The sequence below is a fragment of the Prosthecobacter sp. genome (assembly GCF_034366625.1).
Classification (GTDB): Bacteria; Verrucomicrobiota; Verrucomicrobiia; order Verrucomicrobiales; family Verrucomicrobiaceae; genus Prosthecobacter.
The window spans coordinates 31601-57443 of the sequence record NZ_JAXMIH010000005.1; the positions used below are offsets into that span (position 1 = coordinate 31601).

A 25843-nucleotide genomic window follows, 5' to 3' on the forward strand; every position below is an offset into this window, starting at 1 on the left:
ATTGATTAACGGAAATGAGCTAATTTGGAGGATAAAAAATTCCCGCCGGATCACTCCGGCGAAAATCAATGGGAGAGGAAAACAGTTACAGGTCGTCGTCGGAGCAGGTGGCGAGGTTGGAGGACTTCTGATAGTCGGTGACCTTGCCTTCGAAGAAGTTCTGCTCCTTCTTGATGTCCATCAACTCCGCCAGCCAGGGCAGCGGATTGGTGATGCCTGGGTTCAGCACCGGCAGGCCGCAGCCGTCCAGACGACGGTCGGCGATGTAGTCAGTGTAACGCTCAAATTCCTCGGGGCTCAGGCCGACGGCGTTCGTCGGCAGGCAGTCACGGATGAACTCCTTCTCCAGTGCCACGGCCTCGCGCATGATGTTCACCAGTTCATCGCGGAACTCGGCGGTCCAGATTTCTGGATTCTCCTCGACGAGATCCATGAAGAGATTGCGCAGCAGCTCGATGTGATTGCTCTCGTCGCGCAGCGTGTAGCGGAACATCTGGCCGATGCCGGGGAACTTGTTCTGCCGGTAGAGGCTGAGGATCATGCCGAACAGGCCGTAAAACTGCGTGCCTTCCATGCATTGGCCGAACATGAAGATGTTCTTCGCCAGCAACTGCTTGTTCACCACCTGCGTCAGATCCAGGTCGCGGCGCAGCACATGGGAAATGCGGGTGACGAATTCGTTCTTCTTCACGATCGTCGGGATCTGCTCGAACATCGCCTCGCACTCATGCGGGTTGATGCCCAGGGAGGAAATCATGTACAGCAGCGAATCGGCGTGGATGTTCTCCTCATGCGCATGGCGGCCCAGCACGAGTTTCAATTCCGGCGCAGTGACCAGTTCGCGGATCACATGCTGGATGTTGTCGCCTACGATGCCCTCGGCGGCGCTGAAGTAGCCGATGCCCATCATGATGATCCAGCGCTCGTTCTGCGTGATCTCGTTGGAGCGCCACTGTTCCACGTCCTTCTGCATCTGGATGTCCTCCGGCTCCCAGTGGTTGGCCTTCATGATCCGGTAGAGGTCATAGGCCCACTGATATTTCAGCGGGAGCAGGTTAAAGGTCATGCTCTTGCGGCCATTGATGACCTTTTTGGCGGCGAAGGCCGCCTCAGCTTTGTCTTGATCGAGAATGAACTCGCGGTTGCCGATCTTGAATGTCTTTTCCATGACGATTTCGTTGCAGAGTGACGGTGATTTGGTCGAGTTACGGGGAAACGGGAGGGAAACCCAAATGCACTATAAATACTATATATTGCGGGTACCGAGGTGGATCATGCACAAGATATTGTGGGATGGCGAGATTTTTTTCCCATCCATTGTGCTGAAAAGCGTTTCTCATCGCAATTTCAAGGGTTCCACGCTGATAAAATTTTTCAGGCGTCAAAATCCCGGTCTTGATCGGCGAAAATGAGAAATTTTTCATGACAGTCGGAGAGCACTGAAAACCAATGCGAAACCAAAAAAACTCAATCAAGCCCTGCGACAACCGCCCCTCGTTCGTAACCTTGTCACGCAACCTGCTCTGACCCCCGTCCTATGAATTTTCAGCAAATTGTCTCCTGCGGGCTTGCAGCCTCCCTGCTCGCCTCCTGTGCGGTCATGGTGCCCCAGGGAACCCCGCCCGGCGTCACCGTCGATCTCGTGCCCCGTGGCCGCTACTCCCGCGCCTACCACCGGTCGATGACGCCGCGCTACATCACCATCCACGCCACGGAAAACCGCTCGCGTGGCGGGAATGCCTACGCGCATGCCCAGATGCTCAAAACCGGCGCCCTCAAAGGCCGTCACAATGCCATCGGCTACGTCGCCTGGCATTTCACCGTGGACGACCACTCCATTTACCAGAGCCTGCCCACCAACGAGCGCGGCGAGCACGCCGATTATGACGGCCAGGGCAACCGCAGCTCCATCGGCATCGAAATGTGCGAAAATCGCGGCAACGACCGCGCCCGCACCATCGACAAGACCGCCCGCCTCACCGCCTGGCTCCTCAACAAGCACGGCATCCCCACCTCCCATGTCGTCCCGCACATGCACTGGCGCATGATCCGCCACGACGACCACCGCGATCTCGGCCATAAGCTCTGCCCGCACTTCCTCCTCGACCGTGGCAGGCTGGGGCCGAAATGGCAGGCATTCATCGCCAAAGTGGAGTCCTATCGCCGGGCGATGTAAAACTCGTCCTACTTCTTCATCAGATACGCAAAGAAGTCCTTCAAATCCGCGTCGCTCATGCCGGTTAGCAGGCCTTCGGGCATCAGCGAAATCGGAGAGGCTTCGAGTTTCTCGATGTCGGCTTGCTTCACGGGAGTTTTGTTGCTGGCCATGTCTTTGATGACGATGCCGTTGGCGTCCTGGGCGTCGATGAGGCCGGTGAGGAACTGGCCGCTTTTGGTTTTCACGATGTAGGCGCCGAAGCCTTCGCGGATTTCCATGCTGGGATTGAATAGGTTGTCGAGCCAGAAGTCGGCGTTGGCGCGGTCGTAGCCGGTGAGGTCGGGGCTGAGGGTGCCGCCTTCGCCAAAGAGGCTGTGGCAGACGGCGCAGCGGGCGGTGAATTGCAGTTTGCCTTTGTCGGCATCACCGAGGCCGGTTTTGAGCACGGCCTTGATTCGCTCTGCCTCTTTTTTCTTCGCTTCAGTCGGACCGGTGGCGAGCAGGCCGCGCCAGTGTTTGTCGATGGCAGCGTCGATGTCCGCGTCTTTGTGCAGGCTGAGCTGGCGGACGATGTCGATGGTGAAGTGCTTCACGGGCACCTTCCAGTCGTTGACGAAGCTCACGAGCACCTGTGCCCATTCTTTGCGCCCGGCCATGACGCGGAGCGCATCTTCACGCAGCGCTTTGTCACCGGCGATCTGGCCTTCCCAACCGAGCAGCAGCGCTTCGGGGATGCGTTTGTCGTCAAATTTCGCCGCAGCCTGCAAAATGCCGCGTTTGAGGCTGGGTGGATTCGTGGCCTTTAAAATGGCGACCATCGGCATCACAGCCTCTTGTTTGCCGAGTTCGGCCAAGGTCTTCGCGATGGCGATGCGCGCGGTGTTGGAGGCGTTTTTGTCCGCAAGCAACGCCAGCGCTTTCTTGAGCGCGTCCGCGTTTCCGCTGCGCAAAGCAAGCGTGAGATCGCCGCCGCTTTGCTTCGCCATGTAGTCGTTGAGGGCCTTGGTAAGTGAATCCGGCAGTTTGGGCATCTCCGCGCCTTCAAAGGCTGAGGCGATGCCTGCGATGAACTTGCCGCGCAGCGCTTCGTCGTTCGTGAGGGCGAGCAAGTCGGCGCAGGAGTTCAGGTTTTCCTCGCCACCGGCCAGCGCGTAGCGTTTCGCGAGCTTTGCGGCGAGGTGGTCGCGGAAGATAATGGATTTGGCGAAACCAGTTTCTTTGTACAGCTTCGCTGACAACGTTGAACTTCTGAGGAAGGAAAAGACCACATCCCGCTCTTTTTCAGCCTTCGATTCCAGAGCCCACCATGCGAGAAGCATTAAATGCTCATCCTTCATTGCCTCGGTATGGTCTGCGATCCAGAGAAGTGGCAGGCCGTCCTCCGCAGGCAGTTTTTTCGCCGTGGCTAGGATCTGTGCATGCACTTCAGGATGCGTCTCGCTCTGAACCAGCTTAAAAAGCAGGTTTCGCATTTGCCAGATGCCTGCATCCCCAATCATTTTCACCGCCCAGCGACGCACATAGGGATCTTGGTGGTCTAGACCTCTCGCAATGTACACCAAGCCTGTAGTCCAGGGAAACTTGGATGTGTTCTGTTGGATCAAATCCAAAGTCCACAAGGCTTCGAGCACTTTGGGATCCGAGTTACTCGAAGTCAGGGCCGAAAGTTTCGGTTCCAGCTCCTTCATCCCGCGCCAGCCCATCTCCAGCACTGCCTGCTTCCGAAACCACTCATTCGGATGGCTCAGATACCCGAGCAGCTCTTCCCCGCTCGCTTTGCTCAAATCGAAGGGCTTCAGCTTTGGCGCACCACTCGCTGGCCTCACACGATAGATGCGGCCGCTGGTTTTGTGCCAGTCATCGACGGGGCTGACGTGGCTGAGTCTCGTGTCATACCAATCAGCCATGTAGAAGCCGCCATCGGGACCGACGCCGGCCCAGACGGGACGGAACCAGCGGTCGGTGGTGGTGATGAGCTGCTCTTCGTCCTTGGTGCGGAAGGTGGAGCCGTCGGCGATGCGCTCGCTGACATAGACGAGGTTTTGAAGGGCGTTGGGCGCGATGATTCTGCCCTCGTAGGCGCTGCCGAGCAGGCCGCCTTCATAGACGGTGAAGGCTTGGGGAAAGCGTTTGTTGTCGCCCTCGTGCTTCATGTGCTCGAACCAGCCGAAGGCATACGGATTGGTGAGCGGGCCATGTTTGCCCCAGCCTTTGATGCCGTAGCTGCCCTGCTCGTAGTGCATGCCGCGTGTGGCTCCGTTGGTGCCGGAGAAAACGCGCCCCTTGCTGTCGATGTCGAGGCTGAAGGTGTTGCCGCCGCCTTCGGCGTAGATTTCAAAAGTCTTCTTTTTCGGATGGTAGCGCCAGATGCACTGGCCTTCCCACTTCACGTTCTTGGTGTTGGCGCTGCTGACGTTGCCGGTGGTGGTGCTGCCGTTCGCGCCGTAGAGCCAGCCATCCATGCCCCATTGCAGGTTCGTAGCGACGCTGTGGGTGTCTTCGAGACCGAAGCCGCTGAGCTCGACTTCGGGATCGCCATCCGGCTTGGCATCGAAGTCAGCATCGGGGTAGCTGAGGAGGTAAGGCGGATTCAGCACCCAGATGCGGCCCATGCCGTGCAACGCGGCGCTGGCGATGTTCAGGCCGGTGATGACATCGGTGTGCTTGTCAAAAAAGCCGTCGCCATCGGTGTCTTCGAAGACGGTGATCTTATCCGCACCTTTTTCGCCACGCGGCGGCGGGAGCGGCACTTTGTCGAACTTCGCGCGGAGGTGCTGGTCGTAGCTGACGATTTTCAATCCTGCGGGGAACTGATACTGACGATACTGCGTGACCCACATGCGGCCCTTGGAGTCCCAGCTCGCGTAAAGCGGCTGCTCGACGACGGGCTCGTGCGCCATGAGATCGATGGCGACATCGCTGCGGTGTTTGAAGTTCTTCACCGCGTCCTGCGGCGCGGTGGGTGGGGTGTCGTCGCGCATCACGCCGCGACCAGGGCGTGTCTCCATGATTTTCTTCACGGCTTCGTTGCCGGCGACCGTATCGGCCTTGGGATTGGGGTCGGCGGCAAAGGCTGAGGAGCCAAGCACAAGGAAAAGGAGGCGCGATTTCATGGCGGAGACTAACAAGCGAAGCCGCGGCGGTTTCTTGCCGACTTGTCACTGGTTCCGGTATTTTCGTGCGTGCGTCCTCGCGGCCGACAAAAAGATTCGACTTTGGGAATGCTTTCCGCTTTAAGCTGCCGGGACACCACCCCGTAACACCATGGCTGACTCCTACACCGAAGTAACATCACAAAACTGGTTCAGCCGCATCGGCGAATCGATCAAGGGCATCATCTTCGGGATCATCGTGATTCCCCTGACCATCATCCTGCTCTGGTGGAATGAAGGCCGCGCTGTCACCACCGCGAACAGCCTCAAGGAAGGAGCCGCCGCCGTGGTGGACGTCTCAGCGGACAAGGTGGACCCTGCCAACAACAAAAAGCTCATCCATGTGACCGGCGAGGCCAAAGCCGCCGAACCGGTGAGCGATCCTGAATTTGGCATCAGCGTCCCGGCGTTGCGGCTGGTGCGCAGTGAGGAGATTTACCAGTGGGTGGAGGAGACCAAGACCGAGAAGAAGGAGAAAGTCGGCGGCGGTGAAGAAACCAAGACGACCTACACCTACGAGAAGAAGTGGACGGACAAGCCGGTGAACTCCTCCGAGTTCAAAAAGCCCCAAGGTCACACCAACGAGGGCGACTTGATCGCGGGCAACGCGAACATCAGCGCCGAGAACGTCACTCTGGGCGCTTTCAAGGTGCCGGAAAGTTTTGTGAACCAGATGGGCAGCCCGGCCAAGCACTCGGTTGCCGAGGCGGATCTGGCGAAACTGACGGCAGACCTCAAAGATGCGGCCCATGTCAGCAGCGGAGCCTTTTACTTCGGCGAAAAACCCGACGCTCCGCAGGTGGGCGATGTTCGCGTGTCGTTTGAAGTCGTGAAGCCCGGCACCTTCAGCATCCTGGCCGCTCAACTCGGCGACACGTTTGAGCCTTATCAAACCAAGGCCGGGGACGCGATCAGCTTCATCGAAGATGGCACGGTCAGCGCGGAGACGATGTTCAAGAACGCGGCCAGCGCGAACACCATCATCACCTGGCTGGCGCGGCTCGGTGGCTTCCTGTTCATGGCCTTTGGCTTCATGGCCATCATGCGTCCGCTCAGCGTGCTTGGCAGCGTGGTGCCCTTCATCGGCAACATCATCGGCATGGGCACGGGTTTGATCTCCTTTGTGCTCGCAGGCACGATCTCGCTGGTCGTGATTGCCATCGCCTGGATTGTAGTGCGTCCGTTGCTGGGCATTGTGATCCTGGCACTAGCCATCGGCGGCTTCATCTACGCGCGCAAGCTGGCGGCAGCCAGCAAGCCGGTCGTCGCCGCCTGAGCCAGGCGTCATGCCTGAATGCTAACTAAAGCTTACGGAAGTTGCTCCCCTCGTCGGGTGTGCCACAGTGCATGACTGATGCGACCCACCAGCAGTTCCCAACCCGCCACACCCCTCGTGACACGTTCCGTGCCGCCTTCGGCGGTGGAATTGTCCGCGATGATGCCCTTCGGCCGCTACTCTGTGCAGGCGCAGGTCGGCATCGGCGGCATGGGCACGGTGTATCGCGGCACCCAGCTCAGCCTGGGCCGTCCGGTGGCCATCAAGGTGCTGCGTGTCAGCGATGGCTACGATTTCGCCTTTGAGGACCGCTTTCGCCGTGAGGCGCGGGCCATGGCCACGCTGAACCATCCCAACATCGTTGCCATCTACGACTATGGCCACCTCGGCACCGAGTTCCTGTTCTTCGTCATGGAATTCGTCGATGGCACGGATCTCGGAGAGATCATGACCCAGGGCCGCATGACGCCTCAGCTCGCGCTGCAACTGCTGCCGCAGATTTGTGCCGGACTCGAATACGCGCACGCCAAGGGCATCGTCCATCGTGACATCAAGCCCGCGAACGTCATGCTCACCCGCCAGGGCGAGGTGAAGATCGCCGACTTTGGCCTCGCCAAGGATGTGATGCGCTCCCCGTCCATGGCCACGGAAACGCACATGGTCATGGGCACGCCGGAATATGCCGCGCCGGAGCAGTTCACTGCGCACCGCGAGGTGGATCATCGTGCCGACATCTATGCGCTGGGAGTGCTGATGTATCAGATGCTCACCGGAGCGCTGCCACGCGGCTCCTGGCAGCCGCCCTCCTCCTTGCGGTCCGGTGTGGATCCCCGCCTGGACGGGGTCGTTGTTCGCGCCCTGATGACGGATCGTCAGCATCGCTATCAATCCGTGGGCGACATGCATCGCGCGATCGAGGCGGCACTGGTGCCATCCACCGCGCAGAGCCCGACACCCAGCAGACCGCTGCCTGCCGCGGCGAAACCCAGAGCCGGGCGCATTCTCCTTCTCGAAGACGACCTCATGGTGCGTGACCTCTTGCGCCGCGCTTTGGAAAAAGCCGCGTTCGAAGTCGTCGAGACGGGTGATGGCAAGGACACGCTGCGCCTTTACCAAGAGGCGATGAGTCAGGGCCGTCCCTACGATCTCGCCATCCTCGACCTCACCATTCCTGACGGCATGTGCGGCCGCGAAACCATGCTGAACCTGCGCCGCCTCGACCCGCAGATCCTCGCCATCGTCTCCTCCGGTTATCGCGATGATCCCGTGATGAAGGACTGCGCCGCCTACGGTTTCGCCGCCGCGTTACCGAAGCCGTATCAGGTCGAAGGCCTGTTGCAGATCGTGAATGGCGCGCTCGCCGTGGGCCGCAGACGCGCCGCGTGATTCACATCACCCGCACCGCCGCCTGCGTGTCCATCGCCTGCCACACGGCATGCACCACGCGCATGTAGTTCATGCCTTCGTTGAAGTCAGGCTTGGGACGTGGCGCGGATGGATCTCGCACAGCGGCGATGAAATCGCGCTCCACCGTCCAGCTTCGTTGCATCTCGGTCGGAATCGGCACCGACTCCAGTTTGCCGCCGCGTTTACCGAGTAGGAGTTCATCCGTGTTGAAATCATAGCTCAGCGTGCCTTCGGAGCCGAAGAGCCACAGCTTGTCCGTCGGTGCATGCGCGGCCACGCCGCTGAAAAGCATCGTCGCTTCGAGGCCGCTGCGAAATTTCGCCATCACGTTCACGAAATCGGGAATATCGACCTCCACGCCCGCACGTTCGGGAATCACCACATTCCCACGCGCCTCGACTTCGACGATGTGGCCGAGCCAACGCTGCAACACCTCGGTGTAGATGCCCAGCGTGAGGATTTGGATGCCGCTCAACTCCGACTGCTGCCGCCAGTGCGCGGGCTTCGAGGCATCCAGCCACGCATCGTTGAAACTGTGCAGTAGAGCCTGATGCGGCGTGCCGATGGCGCCTTCCGCGAGCAGTTGCTTCACCAATTCGCCGGCCTTCATGCCTTGCGGAGGCGGACAGATCGCCGTGATGAGTTCAGGATAACGAATCGACGCCTCCCACATCTGATTCGCCTCCGGTAGCGAGGCAGCCATGCGTGCCTGCGTGAAGACATGCTTCCCGTGCTGAAGCGCGTAGCAGGTCATCTCCGCGTGCATGTAGGGATGCGTGCCGATCCAGACGACATCGACCTTGGGTGACGATGCCAGCTCCTCCCAGCGCTCCACCGCCTGCGCTTCCGGCGCAAACTCGCGGCAAAAGGCCTCGGCGCTTGCCAGCGAGCGGTTCGTGACCTGAACGATCTGCACGTTCGGAATCGCCCGCAGACCGGGCATGTGGCGTGATTTGACGATGCCGCCAGCGCCGATGATGCCGATGCGGATGGGTTGCTCTGTGGAGGTCATAGACGTATGAATCGTGACACGTTTGCGCCAACATCCAAGCCCTGCATGCAAATCCTGCACATCTTCATCTCTCCCGAGCACATCTACGTCGGTCATCACGGCCTGCCGCCCGGCACCGCGCCGATGATTGAGGTGCCGGAGGTCGAATGCGTGACCGGCAAGGGCCTGCGGGGCGACCGCTACTGCGGCTGGAAGGAAGATTACAAGGGCCAGGTCACCTTCTTCGAGCACGAGCAGTATGAGCGCCTCTGTGAGCAGTTCAGCATCATGGGCGTGCCGCCTTCGGCTTTCCGTCGCAACATCATCACCAAGGGCATCGACCTCAACACGCTCATCGATGTCGAATTCGAAGTGCAGGGCGTGCGCTTCCTCGGCACGCAGGAGGCCGCGCCCTGCCAGTGGATGAACCAGGCTTTCGCGGAAGGTGCGGAATCAGCCCTCAAAGGCCACGGCGGCCTGCGCGCAAAAATTTTGAGCAACGGCATCCTCCGCAAGTCATGAGCTCGTCCTTCGCAGCCGTCCTGCTCGCCGGTGGTCGTTCCACCCGGATGAAGCAGGACAAGGCCTTGCTTCACTGGCATGGGCAGGAGCTGTGGCAGGCGCAGTTGCACAAACTGCAATCCATCGGAGCCGCACGCGTGCTGCTCTCCTGCCGCCGCGAGCAACCCTTGTTCGTGAGCGACGACGTTGAGATCATCCATGATCCCGCCGATGTCGATGACGGTCCGCTGGGCGCGATCACACGTTGTTTGGAGCGCGTGCAGACGCCGCTGCTTGTCCTCGCCGTCGATATGCCATGGATGACCGTCGCGTTTCTGCGTGAACAGCTCGGCAAGCACGAAAATCCCGATCAAGGCTGGTTTTTTCGCGGTCCGCATGGCGATGAAGCCCTCGCCGGCATGTACGTTCCCGCCATGCTGCCACACATGCGCCAGGCGCTGAGTGAAAAGAATCTCAAGCTCCAGCACGTGATCGAAGCCTGTGTGCATTCCGGATCAGCCGTCACCAACCAGATGAGCGACGATCAGGCCGCCTTCTTCCATAACGTAAACACACCGGCGGATTTGAAATGAGTGAGGAGCGCTTTTGCGTCACGGCTCCTTGAGCCGAGCGGCAAGATAATCACCGCAGGGCAGCTCTTTGCCGTCTTTGAAACGGATCACGTATGACTTGCCGGAAGTTCCCGAAACGGACGCCACGTGTGTGATGAAATCGGCGGCGGTCTTGACCTTATTGCCCTCTTTTTTCCATTTGGCGCGGAGGAACTTGGCCGCAGATGAAGCGTCATAGTTGCTTCCGTTGCGAATGAAGGTGGCTCCTTCGAGTCCCTCAATGTGAGAGATGAGCGCTTCGATTTTGGTCTTTTCGGCTGTTTCGGCAGTTTGAGCCGGCAGCGTGAGAGCGGCGGCGAAAAACAGGAGCATGAGGCAGACGGCGTGGAAAATCTTTGGGTTCATGGCTGAAAACAAACTGGTCGTTGTTCAAACGTACCAACGCGTGAGGGCAGCATCGGGAAGCAGCGAACGTGGCGTGGCTGGCAACAGCGACCTATCAGCGCAACTCGTGACCGAGAATCGCCAAAGTGGCGATGGCGGCGGTTTCGGCGCGAAGGACGAGCGGCCCGAGCGTGACCGGCACAAAACCGGCGGCGAAGGCCTGCGCTTCTTCTTCGGCTGTGAAATCGCCTTCAGGGCCAATGAGAACCGCGACGCTGGCGGGTTTGGTCACAGGCAACACTTGTTTAAGCGTGCGGCCATGCTCGCTGAGCGCGGGGATGAGTTTGAAGTCGGCTTGAAGCTTCAAACTGGCCGCGAAGGCGATGGGAGTCTTCAATTCGGGCAGAAATGGCGAGTGGCACTGCTTGGCGCTCTCAATCATGTGCCTGCGCCACTTGATGAGCTTCTTCTCCGTCTGTACCGCATCGAGATGGACGACGGTGCGCTCGGTGATCACGGGCTGGATGCTGGCGGCACCAAGTTCGACGGCTTTTTCGAGCAGCCACTCGAAGGGTTCGGCTTTGATGAGGGTGGGTAGGAGATGAATCGCGGTCTGAAACGGTTCCATGCGCGTTTCGTCGGTAATTTTGGCCTGCACTTCCGCTTTCGAGACATGAGTGATCTCGCAAACGGCCACGCGGCCTGCGCCGTCGAAAATCTCGATCGTGTCGCCGGGCTGCTTGCGCATCACGCGGCTGCAATGCTGCGCTTCATCGCCGGCGAGCGTGAGATGCGGGCCGTTCCAGGCTTCGGCGGACAGATGGAAGCGTGGCAGCGACATGTCAGCGTTTCATCAGCGACTCGATCTCATCCGCCTCAATGGGAATGTGGGCCATGAGGTCGATGTTTGTGTGTTCGCCGATGACAATGTTGTTTTCGAGGCGGACTCCGAGTTTTTCTTCGCGGATGTAGATGCCGGGTTCGACGGTGAAGACCATGCCGGGCTGAACAGGCTTCCACATGTGGCCGACATCGTGTACGTCGATGCCGAGCGGATGCGAGGTGCCGTGAGGAAAATATTTTTTATACGCAGGCTTGTCGGGATCTTGCTTGGCGATGTCCTCGGGCGTGATGAGTCCGAGGCCAAGGAGTTCTTCCTGCATGAGGAGGCCGACTTGCTCCTGATATTCGCGGATGATGACGCCGGGGCGCAGCATCTGGCAGCACTGTTTGAAGACGCGCAGCACGGCGTCGTAAACCTGGCGCTGGCGTGGCGTGAATTTGCCGTTCACGGGGATCGTGCGCGTGAGGTCGGCGTTGTAGTTGCCGTAGTTGGCGGCCACGTCGAGCAGCAGCAGCTCGCCATCCTGACACTGGCAGTGATTGGTGATGTAGTGCAGCACGCAGGCGTTTGCACCGCTGGCGATGATCGGCGTGTAGGCGAAGCCACGAGCGCGCTGGCGGATGAACTCGTGGGAAAGCTCGGCCTCGATCTCGAATTCATGCACGCCGGGCTTCACAAACTTCAGCAGGCGGTCGAAGCCATCGCTGGTGATGTGGATCGCCTCGCTGAGTGCAGTGATTTCGTGCGGGCTCTTGATGACGCGCAGCTCGTGCATGAGCTGCGCGAGGCGGCGGTAGTCGTGCAGCGGGTATTCGTGTTTGCAGCGGTGCGTGAAGCGTGTCTCGCGGGTCTCCGTGGGAATCGTGGCGCGGGAGTGCTCGTTCGAGTTGAGGAAGACGTGATCGGCCTGGCACATGACGGAGCGGAACTGTGTCTCGAAGTCGGTGAGCCAATGCACGCGCTGGATGCCGCTGCGCTCGGTGGCCTGGGGTTTGGAGAGCTTCTCGCCTTCCCACACCGCAATGGTTTCGTTGGTCTCGCGCACGAAAAGCATCTCGCGCTGCTTCGGGTCGGCGGCATCTGGGAAGAGGATGAGGATCGTTTCCTCCTGATCCACACCGCTCAGGTAAAACAGATCGCTGTTCTGCACGAATCCCATCGTGCCGTCCGCATTCGTCGGCAGCACGTCATTGGCATGGACGATCACGACAGACTGCGGCGGCAGCTTGGCATAAAGACGCTGGCGGTTTTCCGTGAACAGTTCGGCGGGCAGAGGTTGGTAACGCAACATGCCGGACAGGGAGCAAGGGCGGCAGCGCTGGCAATCCTTCTCTTACTCCGCCCGCACCGCCTTGGGCGGATGGCGGTCGGCTTGCATCCACTGCTGGGCCTCGGTCCAGAACGCTTCGACGGGGAGGGCAAAGGTCGTCACGCGATCGACGCGTGCGATGTTGATGCCGACGACTTTGCCTTCGAGCGTGGCGACGGGGCCGCCCATGTCGGTGGGCAGGAGCGGGATGTCGTGCTGGAGGACTTCGGGGAAGTTGTCGGTGCGCAGGGAGATGCCGCCATTGGCAAAATCTTCGCCTTCCCAGTTTTGCAGCACCTTGGTGCGGCTGGCGAGGCGAACGCGGCAGGTTTCCTCCTTGTTTTTGCGCAGGTAACGGATCTCGACGATTTCACCGGGCTGGCGCTTGTTCACGATGTCATGCACCTCACGGTACTGGGCGACGTTTTTGCTGGCGATGGCGAGGAGCACGTCGTTTTCCTGCAAACCGGCGATTTCGGCGGGGCTTTCGCTGGCGATGCCGATGATGCGGACCCCCTTGGCTCCCTCCGGCGATTTTTCATCCATGCGGATGCCGAGCGCGGCCCCGGTGCCGGGAATGCGACGGATCTTGGCGCTGACGATGCCGATGCGCGGCTCCTTGCCCGCATCAGCGACGCTGCAAAGCCAATGGCCCATGGCGAGAGGTCGCGCGGCACCGAAGGAAACTGCTCGCAGGCCGGTGATGCCCACTGCTTGCGCCATGACGAGATCGAGACTTGTCTCGCGGTGTACCTCGCGCAGTTCGGTGGTGCGGCCGTCGCCGAACTTGATGCGTGCTTTGCCGAGATCGGGCACTTCGCTGGCCTTGAACAAGACATAACCGTCTTCGCCGACGATGGTGGCGGCGCAGATCGCACGGCCGAGAGTGCTCTCAATGCGCGCAGCGCAGGCGGTGGTGAGCGGTTTGAGTTTTTCGACGGCGGAGAGGGTTTGTTTGCCGTTGGTGCGCTGTTCGGGTGGCAGCGTGGGACGCGGAGATTCGGCGTGAGCGATTGTCACGAACAGAAACAACCCTGCGGACAAGAGTGTCCGCGCTCCCTTCAAAGAAGTCACTGCCCCTCCTCCTGTGGTTTCTGCGCCAGTTGGACGGAGAGCTCGCGCTCCTTGCCCTCGTTGCGGAGTTTGATTTTGAGCGTGTCTCCGGCGGCCCGGGCGCGCACGGTGGCGGTGAACTGCTGCTGATCCGTCATCGCGTCACCATTGACACTGAGGATGACATCGCCGGCACGCACGCCGGCCTTCTGCGCGGGTGATCCCTCGATCACATCGGCCACCGCAAGCTCCACATCGTCGCTCATCACGGTGGCGACGCCGAGATAGCCGCCAGCGCCGATGCCCCACGTTTTGATGATCTCCGATTTCTGCATCGCATCCCACGAACGGAGGAAGGGAGCCATCGAGACGTGCACGTTTTGATCGCGGTTCTCCCAAATCTGGCTGTGGATGCCGATGACCTCGCCGGTGAAATTGAAGAGCGGGCCGCCGGAATCGCCGCCCATCAGCACGCAGTCGGTGTGCAGGCTGTTGGCGGTCTGCTTGACGATCTTGCCCACGCGGAGCACGGGGCCGCGTGCTTTGTCGAATCCGCCCGGATGGCCGAGCGCGAAACACCATTCACCCGGCTGCGCCTTGGCGACTTCGCGGTTGAGACTCACGAAGGGCCACGGCTTCTCGCGCTTCTTGAGCTGCGCCAGCGCTGCATCTGTCGTCTTGTCCATGCCAAGCGATTTGGCCGTGGTCATGGTGCCGTCTTCCAAAATGACCCGCATGTCCTTGCCTGGAGCGCCGGGGACGTGCGCGGCGGTCAGCAGCAGGCCGTCGGCGGAAATGATCACCCCGCTGGCCGTGCCGCCGCCGGTCTGGATGGCCACCAGCGCCAGGCGCACCTGCGGCAGGAGCTTCTGCACGTCGCTTTGCACTTGCAGGAGCGCGGCGATGTCGGTCATCGGCGTGGCGCTCTTGTCCGAGCCACCGGCTGCGAGGGCGTGCGCGGCGATGATTTGCATCACCACGAGGATCGTGGCGGCTCTGCGCGGAAATGGGGTGCAGAGTGAGAGCATGCGCGTGGTGTAAACTACGTTCTTCCGCTCCTGTGGTCAATCCGGGATGCGAAGGGGGAATCTGCGGTTGAATACGGTCCGGGGCTGCGCTTCTCTCGCCCTTCACTCCCCCAAACACACTCTTTCCATGAACTACGACCTCATTGTCATCGGCGGCGGGCCTGCGGGCTACGTCGGAGCCATCCGCGCAGCGCAACTCGGCAAAAAAGTGGCCTGCGTCGAAAATGACCGCGCCGGGGGCACCTGCCTGAACTGGGGCTGCATTCCCACCAAGGCCCTGCTCAAAAACGCCGAGCTTTACCACACGATCACCCACCGCGCCGAGGAGTTCGGCCTCAAAATCGGCAGCATCGAGTATGACTGGTCCAAAGTGATCGGCCGCAGCCGCAACGTGTCCGACAAGCTGAACAAGGGCATCGAGTTCCTCTTCAAAAAGAACAAGATCGACTACCTCAAAGGCACCGCCAGCATCCCCGCCGCTGGCAAGGTCGAAGTCACCGCCGCCGACGGCAAAAAGGAGACGCATGACGCGGCGAACATCCTCATCACCACCGGCGCGAAAAGCCGCCCCATGCCCGGTTTCCCCTTCAATGGCAAGACCGTCATCGGCAGCAAGGAGGCCATGACCCTCGAAAAGCAGCCGAAGAGCATCATCGTCATCGGCGCGGGCGCCATCGGCATCGAGTTCGCCTATTTCTTCAACGCCTACGGCACCAAGGTCACCGTCGTTGAAATGCTGCCTGACGTGCTGCCCGTCGAGGACACCGAGGTCAGCAAACTGCTAGAGAAGAGCCTCACCAAATCCGGCATCCGCATTCTCACCAACACGAAGGTCACCGGCACCTCCGAGGACGGCAAAGGCGTCAAGATCAACGTCGAAGGCGCGGCCAATGAAACCCTGGAGGCCGAGGTTTGCCTCGTCGCCATCGGCGTCGCCCCCGTGCTGCCCGGCGGCATCGAAATCAAACTGACTGACCGCGGCTGGCTGCATACCGACGACCGTTATCAAACTTCCGTGAAGGGCATCTACGGCGCTGGCGACATCATCGGACCGCCCTGGCTCGCCCACGTTGCCAGCTACGAGGCCGTTCAGTGCGTCGAAGGTCTCTTCACCAAGCACAAGCCCAAGAAAGTCACCGTCTTCCCCGGCTGCACCTACTGCCATCCGCAGGTCGCCAGCATCGGCCTCACCGAGCGTGCCGCGAAGGAAAAGGGCCTCAAGTTCAAGATCGGCAAGTTCCCGTATGTCGCCAGCGGCAAGGCCCTCGCCGCCGCCGAGCCCGAAGGCTTCGTCAAGATCCTCTACGGCGAACCGCACGGCGAAATCCTCGGCGCGCACATCATCGGCAGCGAAAGCACCGAGATGATCGCCGAGATCGGCCTCGCCATGAATCTGGAAGCCACCTGGGACGAAATCGAAGCCACCATCCACGCCCATCCGACGCTTAGCGAGATGGTCAAGGAGGCGACGGAAGTCGCCAAGGGGCATCCGATTCATGTGTGATTGCAGGATAAGCCTTCTCCAACTCACCCTAACCTTCTGGCGTGCCCTCAAAAGGCACGCCAGTTTTTTTGCAGACAACGTTTGCACCGGTTTGGGGATCAAGGCATCCATGGCCATGCCAATCGATGACGCTTCCGGTTTCGGCGAACTCCTCGAGCACTTCATCCGTGGCTGGCGTTATCTCTTCAGTCGCAGCTATAGAATCAAAAAGAACCAGCAGTGGCGGGAAGACAGGCTCACCGCCTTTTTCGAGATCCCCTTCGCCCTATGTGTCGTGGTCATCTCCGCCGGCCTGCTCGGTTGGGCGGCATGGGCACTTTGGTCATCGTTGCGTCATTAAGCATTGCTTCTTATCCTGTCATCTCATGATCTCTGCCTACAACCATTCCCAGATCATTCGCGGCGTGCTTTGCGTGTTTGGTGGCCTTGTCTGCTATGTGCTGGCGTGGCTGTTTTTTCGTTATGCTTCTTCATGGGTGCTCGACAGCTTTCGTTTTTCGACAAGCTGGGCGGTTTGGATCGCCGTTGCAGCCCTGATCGGCATCACAATCAGCGGATACATCACATGGCAGCGTGGGCAGGGCTTTCAAAGCTATGTGGAAACCTCCTTGTTTCACGATCTGGCGGGCAGCGCGGACACTGCGGGTGCTAATGTCGTGGATTACTATGCCCGGCAGGTGACCGGCCCGGCTTATGTGCTGAGCCAGGTCTTCTTGGGTGGGCCGCTGCTGCTTCTGCGTGGCATACGCCATTTCCAGCAATTGATTCCAAACGAGGCCGTTCTGGAGCAGAAATTGCATCACACGCTTGGAATCCTGCGCAAAGCGAACAAATGGCAGTCCATCACCGAGTATCCCGAAGAGCGGCGGGAAATCCTCATGCTAGCGCAGATGAAGCAGATCGATTTCAGCGCCCACAAGGGTACGCCACGCTTCAAAGCCCTGCCGCCTGATGGAGTTTAACTTCGATCTTCGACGCCTGCTGCTCCTGGCCGTGTTGCTGGGTGGTTTTGCCTGCCTAGGCGGTTTCACAGCTCCCAAAGTCGGCCCGGACAGCCCTCATCAATCATCTCGCGTGCAGAAGGCGTGGAGTTACTGCGTCGTCCTCTTTCTATTCGGAGCCGCCTCAGCGACCATTGTCGAGCACACCGTCGGCCACATGGATCCCACGAACCTCCGCCCTGCCTACATCGTCCTTGGTGTGTTGCTCATGACTGCCTCCATCGTCTGGCTCAGATCGCTCAAGCAAACGGTCGAGTCCCCGCCCAAGGCCAACGGCCTTGCGTCAGGCAACCCGTTGGACTTCGGATTCGCCGCAAGGCCCTGAAGCAAAGGCTTTTCCAAAAGCGAAAACCGTTCTTAAATCCGCCCATGCCGCCGACCAGCCTCGAAGAGCTCGAAGAACGTCTCAGCCGACCCACGCCTGCCGTGATCGACCTGATGCGCGCCATGCCGGGCGACATCATCGTTTTGGGCGCGGCGGGCAAGATGGGGCCGTCGCTCGCGCGCATGGCAAAACGTGCCAGCGATGAGGCGGACACGCAGCGGCGCATCATCGCGGTGTCGCGCTTCAGCACGCCGGGTGCGGCGGAGGAGTTTCAGCAGCACGGCATCGAAACCATCGCCGTTGATCTGCTGGCGGCGAACGCCGTGGCCTACCTGCCGCATGCGCCAAACGTGGTCTTCATGGCGGGCATGAAATTCGGCTCCACCGGCCAGGAACCGATGACCTGGGGCATGAACGCGTGGCTGCCCGGCCTCGTGTGCGAGCGCTACCATCGCAGCCGCATCGCCGCGTTCTCCACCGGCAATGTCTATGGCCTCGTGCCGGTGGAACGCGGCGGCAGCAAGGAGGAGGACGCTTTGAATCCCGCCGGCGAATACGCCATGAGCTGCCTGGGCCGCGAGCGCATCTTCCAGCACTTCAGCCAGACACGCGGCACGCCCGTCTCCCTCATCCGCCTGAACTACGCCTGCGACCTGCGCTACGGCGTGCTGGTGGATGTCGCGCAGAAAGTTTGGAACGGCCAGCCGGTGGATGTGCGCATGGGCTACTTCAACACCATCTGGCAGGGCGATGCGAACGCACTCTCGCTCCTCAGCCTCGGCAAAGCCCAAAGCCCCGCCTGGACCGTGAATCTCACCGGCACCGCCACGCTCAGTGTGCGCGAGGTCGCGAAGCGCTTCGGCGAACTCTTCGGCAAACCGATTCAGATCGAAGGCAAGGAGGCTCCCGATGCGCTCCTCAGCAATCCCTACCGCTGTTTCGTCGAGCTCGGCATTCCGTTCATCCGCGATGAGGAGTTGATGGAATGGGTCGCAAGCTGGGTCTCACACGGCGGCGAATCCCTCGGCAAACCGACGCACTTTGAGTCGCGGGATGGGAAATTTTGAAGGCCTGCTCTATCCTTCCTCTGTGCTGCATAATATCTATCGTGTACTCGACAGATGTGTTTCCTCTTCAATAGTTATGCCATATGCAAGATGGGACATCAGCACTGCTGTTTTTCTATGGTCTCTTTTGGGCTGAAATCCTCGCGACTTCTGCTCGGTACCAAGGCTTCCCGACCGTAACCCTCTGGGCTCGATGGAGCTATCGTGACGAACGAACTCGGCGTTTAAAACGCATTTTCGCCTCCGTTGTCCTACTGAACGTCTTTCCCATTGTCTGGCTATTTGTGCTCTATCAATGTGTTGTGCCTAAAGGGGCGGGCTTTGTCCCGGTCAGCATGGCTGCATTAGCGTCGCTATCAATATTTGGCATCACACGACTTTATCACGGGGTTGTCGCCAGCAGCGAAACGATGAACAAGTACTACACTTCGGAAGAACTCACGAAATGGAAAATTCATGGCGTTGATGATCCTCATCCCAGATGGGCGCATCTAGTGCCAAGCATGTTTTACTTGGTTTGCTATCCAAGTGCGGCAATTGCCGTGGGTTGGATCGCCTCACTTTGTTGTAACGCTCACTCGGGCGCTCCTGGTCTGAGCCAGTAGTGCATGCTCATGTGAGCGGCGATGCTGTTTTCGACCTGCTGGTTGATGAGTCGCTTCTCGTCGTTATGCGGGAACTTGCTATCTCAACGTTGTCGCTGACGAGTCTCAAAGCCCAACGGGCTTGTGTAACTCAGCCCAGGGTTCGCAGAACCCTGGGTTAACGATTCACCATCCAACGTTTCTCAAGGACCAACCCCAACGGGGTTGCGTCCATCGCCGCCGCTCCCTGACCCCTCTTCAATCCCACGCATACGCCTCGTCCCATGCCTGCCCGTGGCGGCGCAACAACTCGCGGTATTCGTCCTGAAATGTGATCTTCTGATGGTGCTCCTCCTGTCGTTCGATGTAACGCGTGACGGCCCCCGCTTTCGATTCGGACACGGAGAAACACCCATACCCCGCCTGCCAGTGGAACTGGCGGAACATGCCGCCGCGTTCGTGAATCCAGCCGGTGGAGACGCGTTTGATCTCCTTCACGAACTCCGCGATGGCGAGGGTGCGTGAAAGCGTGGTCAGCAGATGCACATGATCGGCGACACCGCCGATCTGGATCGGCAGACAATCGAGCGCCTTCGCACAACCGCCCAGATACGCATGCACCTCGGAGCGAAACGCGGGGTCGTGGAAGGTGGGCTCACGGCCTTTGGTGGAGAACACGGTGTGGATCAAAACGCGGACGAGGGATTGTGGCATGGCGCGAGTTTTGGATGATTCGGGGATGGACGCAACCCCGTTGGGGTTGCTCGGAATGGAGGAGGTGGGCGATGCGGTGACCCAGGGTTGTGCCAACCCTGGGCTGAGTTACGGAAGGCCGTTGGCCTTCAAGGCTTCGATGACGTGAATATGTTGTTCGCAAGCGATGTGGCCTCACGCGGCGGACTGAGGACAGTCCGCCCTACCCATCAATCATCTCAGTCACTCCACCGCACCCGGCCTCAGCCAGTACAACACGCTCATTCTCACAGCGATGCCGTTTTCGACCTGCTGGTTGATGAGGCACTTCTCGTAGTTCATGCCGGTGTCGGTGATCTCGACGCCGCGGTTCACGGGACCGGGATGCATGAGGTGGAGGCCGCGCTCGCGCAAGATTTCGACGCGCTCGTTGGTGAGGCCGTAGTTTTTGTGATACTCGGCGGCGGTGGGAAAGAAGGGCTCGTCGAGGCGCTCGCTCTGCACGCGGAGGAGGTAGATGACATCGGGCTTCCAGTCGAAGGCGTCGCGCCAGTTGCCGAACTGCGGGATTTCCTGCGGCACCTCGCGCGGCATCATCGAGCCGGGGGCGAGGTAGGCCACGTTCATGCCGAGACGGCGGAACATCAGGCTGGTGCTGCGGGCGACGCGGGAGTGCTGGATGTCGCCGACGATCAACGCGCGGCAGCCACGCAGGTCTTTGTGAATCTCTCTCAGCGTGAAGGCATCCAGCAGCGCCTGGGTGGGATGCGCATGCCAGCCGTCGCCGGCGTTGATGACGCTGGCGCGGGTGTTTCGGGCGATGAGGTTCGGCGTGCCGGACTGCTTGTGCCGCACGACGATGTAATCGACGCGCATGGCCTCCAGGGTCTCGACAGTGTCGAGAACGGATTCGCCTTTGACGACGCTGCTCGATTCGATGTCGAAGTGCGTCACGTCAGCGCTGAGACGGCTGGCGGCGACTTCAAAGCTGGAGCGTGTGCGCGTCGATGGCTCGTAAAACAGCGTGAGCATCGTCCGGCCCTTGAGCGTGGGCACTTTCTTCACGCTGCGTTTGAAGAGGTCTTTGAACGGCACGGCGTTGTCGAGCACGAACGCGATTTCCTCATCCGTGAGCGAGGCGATGTCGAGGAGGTCTTTGCGCGGGGTCATCTCGGTGAGGCTTGGGTTTGCACGGTGCAGGAGTCCTGGCCGTCCACTTCTTCAAAACGCACCGCCACACGCTCGCCAGCGGCCAGGGTGACCTTGAGCGCGGAAAAATCCGGCTGCACGGGAAATTCGCGACCGCAGCGGTCCACCAGCACGGCAAGCTGCACGCGTTGCGGGCGGCCAAAATTGAGCAGTTCCTCCAGCGCGGCGCGCACGCTGCGGCCGGTGAAGATCACTTCGTCACACAGCACGACATTGAGGCCGTCGAGGTCGAAGGCGATGTCGGAGCCTTCGAGCTTGGGCACCATCTGGAAGGTGTTCAGGTCATCGCGATACTGCGTGAGGTCGATGGTGCCGACGAAGACCTTCGTGCAGCCGAGTTTTTCGATCTCGGCGGCGATGCGCGTCGCCAGCGGCACGCCGCGGGTGAAAATGCCGACGAGGGCGAGGCTTTCCGCGCCTTGGTTCGCGTCGCAGATGTTTTTTGCCAAAGCGGCCACTCCTTCAGCCATCTGGGCCTTGGTGAGGAGGGTGCGTACAAATTCTGGCATGGCGATGGGGTGCGCGGAAAGTCCGGCGATTCGTGGTCTTGTCAAATCAGCCGATGGCGGCGCCAGCGGAGAAGTTTCGCGTCCGTTTCCGCCTCCAGGGTTGCAAAGCAGGCACGGCTTTGGTTTGATGAGCGCATGAAACGAATTCCCCGTGCCGTCCTGCTGCTGACCCTTCCGGCACTGCTGGCCAGTTGTGACAACTTTCGTGAGAACAAGCTGCTGATGACCATGCACGTCCAGACGGACGCGATCGAGCATCCCAGCGAGATCATGAAGCTGCCGATCGGTGGTCAGGAAATGACCTTCAGGAAGGTGCCCGAGTTCAGCCAGCGCAGCATCTCGGGCTTTGAGCCCTTCCCGGCCGAGGACGGCCAGAGCTTCGGCGTGTTGCTCCAACTCGACACGAAGGGTAGGAACTCGCTCGAACTCGCCTCCCGCATGAGCCACGGCATGGTGATGCTGACGATGGTCAATGCACTGCCCATCGACTTGGTCGAGCTCGACCAGCCGATCACCGACGGCCGATTCACCGTCTGGCGCGGGCTGTCCAAGGAGACGATCGACAGGATGGACAAGTTTTACCCGCGCATCAAATACATGAAGTCCTCCTCGCGCTGGATGGACATGCTGCCCTCCACACACCGCGAGAAGCTGAACTCACGCCGCGTCGCCAAAGAAGCTGAAGCGGCCGAAAAAGCCGCTCTGCGTGATAAAGAGCGCGGCATCATCCGCAACGCGCCCAAGACGAAGGACATCCCGCTCGAAGGCTATAAACAGCCCGGCACCTGATGAAGCGCCCCGCCTTGTCATTGATTGCGTTCTTTGTGCTCGGCTGCATGGCGCAGGGGCAGAGCCTGCTGCTGCCCACGGACAATCGTGCGCTGTTTGACGAGCCGGCGCAGTTTTTCCAGTTCGTGGATCGTGACTTTGAGGGCGCGAAGAGCACACCGTGGGAGGGCGGGCAGTTTGGATTCGTGCGCGATCCGCGGCGTCTCGGCAGCCGCATCGCCTACGCGCGGTTTCACGAGGGTCTCGACATCAAACCGCTCCAGCGAGACGCGCAGGGCAATCCGCAGGATGAGGTGCGTGCGATTGCCGACGGCATCGTGGCTTACTCGGCAGCGACGGCCAGTCTGAGCAATTACGGCCGCTACATCGTGGTGAGGCATGATTGGGGCGAGGGCTCGCTTTACTCGCTCTACGCGCATCTGCGTGAGTCACGTGTCACGGCAGGTCAGAAAGTGAAGGCAGGCACGACTCTTGGGATTCTCGGTTACACCGGCAGTGGGATCGATCAGCGCCGTGCCCATGTGCATGTGGAGCTGAACCTCTTTCTCTCCAGCCGCTTCGAGGCCTGGCATGCGGCGAACTTTGCCACGCCAAATCACCACGGCGTGTTCAACGGCCTGAATCTCATCGGTCTCGATTTGCAGGCGCTTTACCTCGCACAGCAGAAGAATCCGGCCATCACCGCCGCCGGAGCTGTGCGTGCGACGGAAAGCGGCTACCGTGTGGCGATCCCAGGCGATGCGACGATGGAGATCGTGAAACACTATCCCTGGCTGCTCGATGGGCCGCGTCCTGCGGGCAAATCTGCGAGCTGGGAGGTCACTTTCAGCCGCTGGGGGCTGCCGCTGGCCGTCAAAGCCTCGAACATGACCGTGTCACAGCCGGTGGTGACGTGGGTGAAGGACGCTGGCATTCCACACTACACCCACACCCGTGGCTGCGTGACCGGCAGCGGTGAAACAGGCAAGCTCACGACGGAAGGACTGCGTTTTGTGAAGCTGGTGTGCGGCTGGTTTTAGGATGGACAAATCACAGCAGGCCGCCGCAGAATCAGCGGCATGGACGAGACCTTCAATCCTTACGCCGCTCCGCAGTCGAATGTGATCCCCGCACCCGCTTCAGGCGATGCGCTGCCATCAGCCAGCCGGTGGCATCGCTTTCTAGCCTCGATGCTGGACGCGCTCATCATCATGGCGGTGGTCATGCCCATAGAATGGATGGCGGGCGCATTTGACCGGGCGCAGCCAAGTTACGCCTTCAGAGGAGAAGATGTGTTTTGGAGCGCCATTGGTTTTGGAATCATGGTGCTGATCAACTGGAATCAACTGCTGAACGGCCAGACCATTGGCAAAAGCGTGCTCAAGATCAAGGTTGTGCGTAGAGATGGCAGCCCCTGTGATCGGAAACGCCTCATCCTTTGGCGCATGCTGCCGATTCAAGTCGTCGTGCTGATTCCTGTCATCGGCATGATCGCCGCGCTGGCCGACTGCTTCAGCATCTTCCGCTCCAGCCGCTACACGCTGCATGATGATGTGGCTGACACGAAAGTCGTCGATCTGCGCCCGCAGCTTGCGGGTGGTTGACGAACTTTACGGCTTCACTTCCGGCTCCGGCACGTAGAAGCGGCCCATGTGTGCCAGGATCTTGGCACGGAGTTCGTCACCATCGACCTCGCCGTTGTGGCGGAAGATAACTTCACCGCCGGGGGCGACGACCAGCGTGTGCGGAATCGGGCCTGGCCATTCGGGATCAAGCGCCTGGATCAGCGCATCGCTGCTGGCCTCGTTGAAGATGTAGGCGTTGCCCTTGCGGCCCTCGGCTTTGAGCGAGGGTTTCAATTTGTCAGGTACGATGGCGTTGTGCTTTTCGAGAAAGGCTTTCACCGCAGGCAGCTCCTTTGGGTCATCCATGCTGATGCTGATGAACTCAAACTCACGGAGGCCAAATTTGCGCGAGGTGGCAACGAGTTCGGGGAATTCCTTCACGCACGGCCCGCACCAAGTGGCCCAGACATTGAAGAGCCGAACTTTCTTCGTGTCATTCTTCCGCAGAGCGGCCACGCCCTTCGCGTCAATCAATTCGACCTCCACCTCGCCCTTCTCCCATTTTTCATTGTCGGCAGCGAGCTGACCGCGCTTGTCGATCCACTTGGTGGAGCAGCCATGCGGCTTCGTTTCGGCCACAGGCACCGGTTTGCCTGCCAGCAAAGCTTCAATGGCATTGCGTGCATCGGGCGAAGTCACGGTGGCATCATCGTCATAGCGTGAGTCATCGAGACGGCCCTGGTAGCGGAGTTTGCGCTCCTTGTCGAAGATCATGACATGCGGCGTGGCAAGGCAGCCGTAGGCGAGGGCGATCTTCTGCGTTTCGCCGTCGTAGAGGTAGGGGAAGTTGAAGCCCTGCTCCTTGGCATGGCGCTTCATCTCGGGGAAACTGTCGTTGTACTTCGAGTAGCCGAGTTCATCCGGTCGCAGGGCGGCGGGATCATTCGGATTGATCGCCACGAGTCGCAGTCCTTTGCCCTTGTAGTCTTTTACCAGCTTTTTGATGCGGCCCTCCACCGCCTGAGAGGTCGGGCAGTGGTTGCTGAGGAAGGCGATCATGAGCAGATCGGCGTCCGCGTAATCCTTGAGCGTGTGTTTCTCCTCATCGATGCCGATCAGCTCAAAATCTGGCGCCGCATCGCCGACTTTGAGCTCGTGGAAGCCCTCGGGCATGCCCTGCTTTTTTGCTTTCGGCGTTTCAGCATTCGTGAGGGCCGGAAGCAGGGCCACCAGCAGGGAAACAGCGAGCTTGTTCATGGTCGTGATCATTCGGGTTTGGCGGCCTGGCAGTTCCAGCACAGCTCAAACGAGGCCGGATTGGATTCTTTGCACGCGTGGCAGGGCCATTCCTCAGACGAGGAGGGCTGGGGAGAGTGGTATGAACGGAGCAGGGCGCTTGCCTGGTCATAATCGGCATCGTTCAGCAGACACAGCGTCGGCTGAAGCGGCATGATGAAGATGTTGGCGAGTTGCGCGGTCGTTTCATTGCGAATGAAGCAGGGGATCTCAGCCTCATCGAGGATCGACTTGTAATAGCCAAGCCGGGTGGAATCCAAACTGGTCAACAGGTCGCGCATACACGTAGGTGTTTAGACCTCAAATTCATCCGCCGGATCAAACGGCGGCATGGGCACATTGATGATCTTCAGCTTGCCCACCGCGCGATGCACGCACCCGGGGCGGATCATGACCGTGGTCATCGGTTTGAGCGGAATGATCTGCCCGTCCGCCTCCAGATGACCTTCGCCTTCGAGGACAATGTAGATCTCCGTCATCTTCTGGTGGTAGTGCGCCTTGGAGTCCGCGTGGATGTCCGTCAGATGCACGGTGGCGAGAGTGTTCCAGTCTTCCTTAAAGGCACGCCGCGCCTGACCACAAGGACAGGGCGTTGGCGGAATCTCATCAAGCTGGGCGACGGCGAAGCGGGGAGTGTTCATGGAAAT

General features: G+C 60.1%; 27 protein-coding genes. 13 read left to right on the forward strand and 14 right to left on the reverse strand.

From position 1 onward, the window contains the following. Window positions 1-85: 85 nt before the first annotated feature. Window positions 86-1168, reverse strand: coding sequence for a ribonucleotide-diphosphate reductase subunit beta (locus U1A53_RS01085; RefSeq protein WP_322278479.1), 1083 nt, complete (start codon window positions 1166-1168; stop codon window positions 86-88). 369 nt (window positions 1169-1537) lie between these two features. On the opposite strand from U1A53_RS01085, the gene U1A53_RS01090 reads away from it, so the two are divergent. Next, complete coding sequence (locus U1A53_RS01090; protein WP_322278497.1) at window positions 1538-2176, forward strand: N-acetylmuramoyl-L-alanine amidase; 639 nt, start codon at window positions 1538-1540, stop codon at window positions 2174-2176. An 8-nt stretch (window positions 2177-2184) separates the two neighbouring features. On the opposite strand, the gene U1A53_RS01095 is transcribed toward U1A53_RS01090, so the two are convergent. Further along, window positions 2185-5271, reverse strand: a complete 3087-nt coding sequence (locus U1A53_RS01095) for a c-type cytochrome (protein ID WP_322278503.1) — start codon at window positions 5269-5271, stop codon at window positions 2185-2187. 151 nt (window positions 5272-5422) lie between these two features. On the opposite strand from U1A53_RS01095, the gene U1A53_RS01100 reads away from it, so the two are divergent. Both U1A53_RS01100 and U1A53_RS01105 read left to right on the forward strand, forming a co-directional pair. Beyond that, window positions 5423-6586, forward strand: a complete 1164-nt coding sequence (locus U1A53_RS01100; protein WP_322278504.1) for a TMEM43 family protein — start codon at window positions 5423-5425, stop codon at window positions 6584-6586. A 117-nt stretch (window positions 6587-6703) separates the two neighbouring features. Then, a complete protein-coding gene (locus U1A53_RS01105) occupies window positions 6704-7972 on the forward strand; it encodes a protein kinase (RefSeq protein WP_322278505.1) in 1269 nt (422 codons plus the stop codon). A gap of 1 nt (window position 7973) precedes the next feature. Here U1A53_RS01105 and U1A53_RS01110 read toward each other — a convergent pair whose 3' ends face one another. After that, a complete protein-coding gene (locus tag U1A53_RS01110; RefSeq protein ID WP_322278506.1) occupies window positions 7974-9005 on the reverse strand; it encodes a Gfo/Idh/MocA family oxidoreductase in 1032 nt (343 codons plus the stop codon). A 45-nt stretch (window positions 9006-9050) separates the two neighbouring features. On the opposite strand from U1A53_RS01110, the gene U1A53_RS01115 reads away from it, so the two are divergent. Then, entirely contained in the window at window positions 9051-9506 is a 456-nt protein-coding gene (locus tag U1A53_RS01115; RefSeq protein ID WP_322278507.1) for an MOSC domain-containing protein, read from the forward strand. Then, window positions 9503-10078 carry a molybdenum cofactor guanylyltransferase gene (locus tag U1A53_RS01120; RefSeq protein WP_322278508.1) on the forward strand — a complete coding sequence of 192 codons (576 nt, stop codon included), beginning with the start codon at window positions 9503-9505 and terminating at the stop codon, window positions 10076-10078. Before U1A53_RS01115 ends, U1A53_RS01120 begins: the two co-directional genes overlap by 4 nt. 18 nt (window positions 10079-10096) lie before the next feature. Here the strand turns inward: U1A53_RS01120 and U1A53_RS01125 are convergent, their stop codons facing one another. The 5 genes from U1A53_RS01125 to U1A53_RS01145 form a co-directional block, all read right to left on the reverse strand. Further along, window positions 10097-10462 (reverse strand): DUF5329 family protein, encoded by a 366-nt coding sequence (locus U1A53_RS01125; RefSeq protein ID WP_322278509.1) that lies wholly within the window; start codon window positions 10460-10462, stop codon window positions 10097-10099. A 94-nt stretch (window positions 10463-10556) separates the two neighbouring features. Then, window positions 10557-11282: a 16S rRNA (uracil(1498)-N(3))-methyltransferase gene (locus tag U1A53_RS01130; protein WP_322278510.1), complete on the reverse strand. Its 726-nt coding sequence runs from the start codon at window positions 11280-11282 to the stop codon at window positions 10557-10559. Window position 11283: 1 nt separating this feature from the next. Further along, window positions 11284-12573, reverse strand: coding sequence for an aminopeptidase P N-terminal domain-containing protein (locus U1A53_RS01135; protein WP_345786478.1), 1290 nt, complete (start codon window positions 12571-12573; stop codon window positions 11284-11286). A gap of 45 nt (window positions 12574-12618) precedes the next feature. Beyond that, window positions 12619-13614 (reverse strand): PDZ domain-containing protein, encoded by a 996-nt coding sequence (locus U1A53_RS01140; protein WP_322278512.1) that lies wholly within the window; start codon window positions 13612-13614, stop codon window positions 12619-12621. 50 nt (window positions 13615-13664) lie between these two features. Then, the gene (locus U1A53_RS01145; RefSeq protein ID WP_322278513.1) at window positions 13665-14675 is read right to left on the reverse strand and encodes a trypsin-like peptidase domain-containing protein; all 1011 of its coding nucleotides are present in this window, start codon (window positions 14673-14675) and stop codon (window positions 13665-13667) included. A 127-nt stretch (window positions 14676-14802) separates the two neighbouring features. On the opposite strand from U1A53_RS01145, the gene lpdA reads away from it, so the two are divergent. The 5 genes from lpdA (at window position 14803) to U1A53_RS01170 (ending at window position 18572) form a co-directional block, all read left to right on the forward strand. Next, window positions 14803-16179 (forward strand): dihydrolipoyl dehydrogenase, encoded by a 1377-nt coding sequence (lpdA, locus tag U1A53_RS01150; protein ID WP_322278514.1) that lies wholly within the window; start codon window positions 14803-14805, stop codon window positions 16177-16179. Window positions 16180-16294: 115 nt separating this feature from the next. Further along, window positions 16295-16519 carry a hypothetical protein gene (locus U1A53_RS01155; RefSeq protein WP_322278515.1) on the forward strand — a complete coding sequence of 75 codons (225 nt, stop codon included), beginning with the start codon at window positions 16295-16297 and terminating at the stop codon, window positions 16517-16519. A gap of 25 nt (window positions 16520-16544) precedes the next feature. Beyond that, the gene (locus U1A53_RS01160) at window positions 16545-17141 is read left to right on the forward strand and encodes a hypothetical protein (protein WP_322278516.1); all 597 of its coding nucleotides are present in this window, start codon (window positions 16545-16547) and stop codon (window positions 17139-17141) included. Beyond that, window positions 17131-17505 (forward strand): hypothetical protein, encoded by a 375-nt coding sequence (locus U1A53_RS01165; RefSeq protein WP_322278517.1) that lies wholly within the window; start codon window positions 17131-17133, stop codon window positions 17503-17505. The genes U1A53_RS01160 and U1A53_RS01165 overlap by 11 nt, the downstream gene beginning before the upstream one ends. A gap of 44 nt (window positions 17506-17549) precedes the next feature. Next, entirely contained in the window at window positions 17550-18572 is a 1023-nt protein-coding gene (locus U1A53_RS01170; RefSeq protein WP_322278518.1) for an NAD-dependent epimerase/dehydratase family protein, read from the forward strand. An 842-nt stretch (window positions 18573-19414) separates the two neighbouring features. Here the strand turns inward: U1A53_RS01170 and U1A53_RS01175 are convergent. From U1A53_RS01175 to pyrR, 3 genes are all read right to left on the reverse strand, one after another. Continuing rightward, complete coding sequence (locus U1A53_RS01175) at window positions 19415-19870, reverse strand: transposase (RefSeq protein WP_322278519.1); 456 nt, start codon at window positions 19868-19870, stop codon at window positions 19415-19417. 222 nt (window positions 19871-20092) lie between these two features. Beyond that, entirely contained in the window at window positions 20093-21019 is a 927-nt protein-coding gene (locus U1A53_RS01180) for an aspartate carbamoyltransferase catalytic subunit (RefSeq protein ID WP_322278520.1), read from the reverse strand. Continuing rightward, a complete protein-coding gene (gene pyrR / locus U1A53_RS01185) occupies window positions 21016-21567 on the reverse strand; it encodes a bifunctional pyr operon transcriptional regulator/uracil phosphoribosyltransferase PyrR (protein ID WP_322278521.1) in 552 nt (183 codons plus the stop codon). Before pyrR ends, U1A53_RS01180 begins: the two co-directional genes overlap by 4 nt. 135 nt (window positions 21568-21702) lie before the next feature. Here pyrR and U1A53_RS01190 point away from each other — a divergent pair, with 135 nt between their 5' ends. Genes U1A53_RS01190 through U1A53_RS01200 form a run of 3 tightly spaced genes read left to right on the forward strand, consistent with a single transcriptional unit; the run spans window position 21703 to window position 23939 of the window. Continuing rightward, entirely contained in the window at window positions 21703-22356 is a 654-nt protein-coding gene (locus U1A53_RS01190; RefSeq protein WP_322278522.1) for a hypothetical protein, read from the forward strand. Then, window positions 22356-23375, forward strand: coding sequence for a M23 family metallopeptidase (locus U1A53_RS01195; RefSeq protein ID WP_322278523.1), 1020 nt, complete (start codon window positions 22356-22358; stop codon window positions 23373-23375). Before U1A53_RS01190 ends, U1A53_RS01195 begins: the two co-directional genes overlap by 1 nt. Before the next feature lie 39 nt (window positions 23376-23414). After that, window positions 23415-23939, forward strand: a complete 525-nt coding sequence (locus U1A53_RS01200) for an RDD family protein (protein WP_322278524.1) — start codon at window positions 23415-23417, stop codon at window positions 23937-23939. A gap of 6 nt (window positions 23940-23945) precedes the next feature. On the opposite strand, the gene U1A53_RS01205 is transcribed toward U1A53_RS01200, so the two are convergent. Genes U1A53_RS01205 through U1A53_RS01215 form a run of 3 tightly spaced genes read right to left on the reverse strand, consistent with a single transcriptional unit; the run spans window position 23946 to window position 25837 of the window. Further along, window positions 23946-25157: a redoxin family protein gene (locus tag U1A53_RS01205; protein ID WP_322278525.1), complete on the reverse strand. Its 1212-nt coding sequence runs from the start codon at window positions 25155-25157 to the stop codon at window positions 23946-23948. An 8-nt stretch (window positions 25158-25165) separates the two neighbouring features. Further along, window positions 25166-25477, reverse strand: a complete 312-nt coding sequence (locus U1A53_RS01210) for a DUF2007 domain-containing protein (RefSeq protein WP_322278526.1) — start codon at window positions 25475-25477, stop codon at window positions 25166-25168. A gap of 12 nt (window positions 25478-25489) precedes the next feature. Further along, window positions 25490-25837 (reverse strand): cupin domain-containing protein, encoded by a 348-nt coding sequence (locus U1A53_RS01215; RefSeq protein ID WP_322278527.1) that lies wholly within the window; start codon window positions 25835-25837, stop codon window positions 25490-25492. Window positions 25838-25843: the final 6 nt, after the last annotated feature.

Bases quoted from the DNA above. Each gene is read 5' to 3' on its own strand.
- U1A53_RS01155 (WP_322278515.1), top strand. From the start codon at position 16,295: ATGCCAATCGATGACGCTTCCGGTTTCGGCGAACTCCTCGAGCACTTC.
- U1A53_RS01130 (WP_322278510.1), bottom strand. From the start codon at position 11,282: ATGTCGCTGCCACGCTTCCATCTGTCCGCCGAAGCCTGGAACGGCCCG.
- U1A53_RS01190 (WP_322278522.1), top strand. From the start codon at position 21,703: ATGAAACGAATTCCCCGTGCCGTCCTGCTGCTGACCCTTCCGGCACTG.
- U1A53_RS01170 (WP_322278518.1), top strand. From the start codon at position 17,550: ATGCCGCCGACCAGCCTCGAAGAGCTCGAAGAACGTCTCAGCCGACCC.
- U1A53_RS01175 (WP_322278519.1), bottom strand. From the start codon at position 19,870: ATGCCACAATCCCTCGTCCGCGTTTTGATCCACACCGTGTTCTCCACC.
- U1A53_RS01115 (WP_322278507.1), top strand. From the start codon at position 9,051: ATGCAAATCCTGCACATCTTCATCTCTCCCGAGCACATCTACGTCGGT.
- U1A53_RS01160 (WP_322278516.1), top strand. From the start codon at position 16,545: ATGATCTCTGCCTACAACCATTCCCAGATCATTCGCGGCGTGCTTTGC.
- U1A53_RS01100 (WP_322278504.1), top strand. From the start codon at position 5,423: ATGGCTGACTCCTACACCGAAGTAACATCACAAAACTGGTTCAGCCGC.
- U1A53_RS01120 (WP_322278508.1), top strand. From the start codon at position 9,503: ATGAGCTCGTCCTTCGCAGCCGTCCTGCTCGCCGGTGGTCGTTCCACC.
- U1A53_RS01195 (WP_322278523.1), top strand. From the start codon at position 22,356: ATGAAGCGCCCCGCCTTGTCATTGATTGCGTTCTTTGTGCTCGGCTGC.
- U1A53_RS01200 (WP_322278524.1), top strand. From the start codon at position 23,415: ATGGACGAGACCTTCAATCCTTACGCCGCTCCGCAGTCGAATGTGATC.
- U1A53_RS01090 (WP_322278497.1), top strand. From the start codon at position 1,538: ATGAATTTTCAGCAAATTGTCTCCTGCGGGCTTGCAGCCTCCCTGCTC.
- U1A53_RS01095 (WP_322278503.1), bottom strand. From the start codon at position 5,271: ATGAAATCGCGCCTCCTTTTCCTTGTGCTTGGCTCCTCAGCCTTTGCC.
- U1A53_RS01165 (WP_322278517.1), top strand. From the start codon at position 17,131: ATGGAGTTTAACTTCGATCTTCGACGCCTGCTGCTCCTGGCCGTGTTG.
- lpdA (WP_322278514.1), top strand. From the start codon at position 14,803: ATGAACTACGACCTCATTGTCATCGGCGGCGGGCCTGCGGGCTACGTC.
- U1A53_RS01110 (WP_322278506.1), bottom strand. From the start codon at position 9,005: ATGACCTCCACAGAGCAACCCATCCGCATCGGCATCATCGGCGCTGGC.
- U1A53_RS01205 (WP_322278525.1), bottom strand. From the start codon at position 25,157: ATGAACAAGCTCGCTGTTTCCCTGCTGGTGGCCCTGCTTCCGGCCCTC.
- U1A53_RS01215 (WP_322278527.1), bottom strand. From the start codon at position 25,837: ATGAACACTCCCCGCTTCGCCGTCGCCCAGCTTGATGAGATTCCGCCA.
- U1A53_RS01085 (WP_322278479.1), bottom strand. From the start codon at position 1,168: ATGGAAAAGACATTCAAGATCGGCAACCGCGAGTTCATTCTCGATCAA.
- U1A53_RS01210 (WP_322278526.1), bottom strand. From the start codon at position 25,477: ATGCGCGACCTGTTGACCAGTTTGGATTCCACCCGGCTTGGCTATTAC.
- U1A53_RS01145 (WP_322278513.1), bottom strand. From the start codon at position 14,675: ATGCTCTCACTCTGCACCCCATTTCCGCGCAGAGCCGCCACGATCCTC.
- pyrR (WP_322278521.1), bottom strand. From the start codon at position 21,567: ATGCCAGAATTTGTACGCACCCTCCTCACCAAGGCCCAGATGGCTGAA.
- U1A53_RS01125 (WP_322278509.1), bottom strand. From the start codon at position 10,462: ATGAACCCAAAGATTTTCCACGCCGTCTGCCTCATGCTCCTGTTTTTC.
- U1A53_RS01180 (WP_322278520.1), bottom strand. From the start codon at position 21,019: ATGACCCCGCGCAAAGACCTCCTCGACATCGCCTCGCTCACGGATGAG.